We start from the raw sequence: 1,461 nt of genomic DNA, 5'->3' as shown, positions 1-1,461 counted from the left end.
ATAAGATTCTTCTATGATAATTAAGAGCGATAAGCTTGTGAATCAGGCTTGTCGTTCTTGTTTTATATATAACAGTTGCTTACGGGCATGTCAAGAGCAGGCGGTTTCCCGCCTGTCTTCTTAACCCTTCTTTTGCTTACTCGGGTAAGCGTCCTTCGTACATAATGCCCAGTTCTCCATAAACCTGAGCCCAATCACGGATGGTGGTAGTCCATTTTTTCGTAGCCTCAAAAGTAGCCAGATACAAGGCCTTTAACAGGGCGGTATCGCTTGGAAATACGCTTCTCTGACGGTTCAGCTTCCGGTATGTGGAGTTTAGTGATTCGATCGCATTGGTTGTATAAATGACCTTCCGGACAGTGGTTGAAAATTTAAAAATTGGAGAAACAGCATCCCAGTTGTCTTTCCAGCGTTTCATGGAATTCGGGTATTTCGGAGTCCATTTTTCAGTTACACGTTCCAAGGCAGCCAGAGCCTTCTGCTCATCAGCGGCCTGATAGATGGTTTTTAAATCTGCAGCAAAGGCTTTTCTGTCCTTGTCCGGAACGTATTTCAGGGTGTTTCTTACCTGATGGACAATACACCTCTGGTATTCTGTTTTGGGAAACGCAGCTGAAATCGCTTCTTTAATGCCTGTAAGGCCATCGGCACAGATGATCAGGATATCTTTTACTCCGCGATTTTTCAGTTCGTTCAGGACTGACAGCCAGTATTTCGCACTTTCATTGTCACCAATCGTAATCGTCAGGACTTCCTTTTTCCCCTCCGCATTAATGCCAAGTATAACATAGGCTGCAAGCTTACGAATGACTCCATTATCCCGCACAGAATAGTGGATCGCATCGATGTAAAGGATTGGATATACCTCATCCAATGGGCGGTTCTGCCAATCTTCAATCTGAGGAAGTATCTTATCCGTCACATCGGATATGAAACTTTCTGATGTTTCAAAACCATAGATATCTTCAATCGTTTCCGAGATCTGGCGAGTGGTCATTCCTTTGGCATACATAGAGATGATCTTCTGATCAATATCAGAAATATCTTTCTGACGCTTTTTCACCACCTGTGGTTCAAAGGTCGATTTCCGATCCTGTGGGACCTCGATTTCCATAGAGCCATATCGGCTGTTTATCTGCTTGCGTTTATAACCGTTACGATAATCGTCATTGTCAGAACGCTGGGATTTCTCATATCCAAGATGGTCATCCATTTCAGCCTCCATCATTTCTTTAATGGTGCCGCCCAGAAGATCTTTGAGTGCATCCTGGATATCTTCTGCGGTCTCGATATCGTATTCTTCGAGAAGCTGGCGGATGATGTTCCTTTTTCCTTCAGTCATTTCAACTCTGTGAACTGGTTTCTTTTGTTTTGCCATAGTAAAAGGCCCTCCTAATGATATTTATTGTATCATAGAAGGACCTTACTTAGGTTATTTTACAGAAAAAGTTTCATAGGCTC

Annotated in this window: 1 protein-coding gene; it reads right to left on the bottom strand. The window is 43.1% G+C overall.

All coding sequences use genetic code 11. The features are described 5' to 3' along the window. Positions 1-136 precede the first annotated feature (136 nt). The gene (locus tag DW251_RS03970; protein WP_118300316.1) at positions 137-1,378 is read right to left on the bottom strand and encodes an IS256 family transposase; all 1,242 of its coding nucleotides are present in this window, start codon (positions 1,376-1,378) and stop codon (positions 137-139) included. Between the last annotated feature and the right edge of the window lie 83 nt (positions 1,379-1,461).

Origin of the sequence: Clostridium sp. AM22-11AC, from assembly GCF_003473545.1 — a bacterium.
Taxonomy (GTDB): domain Bacteria; phylum Bacillota; class Clostridia; order Lachnospirales; family Lachnospiraceae; genus Enterocloster.
The sequence above is the reverse complement of the archived record's forward strand: the minus strand, read 5'-3'. Positions and strand labels throughout refer to the sequence as shown.

Bases quoted from the DNA above. Each gene is read 5' to 3' on its own strand.
- DW251_RS03970 (WP_118300316.1), bottom strand. From the start codon at position 1,378: ATGGCAAAACAAAAGAAACCAGTTCACAGAGTTGAAATGACTGAAGGA.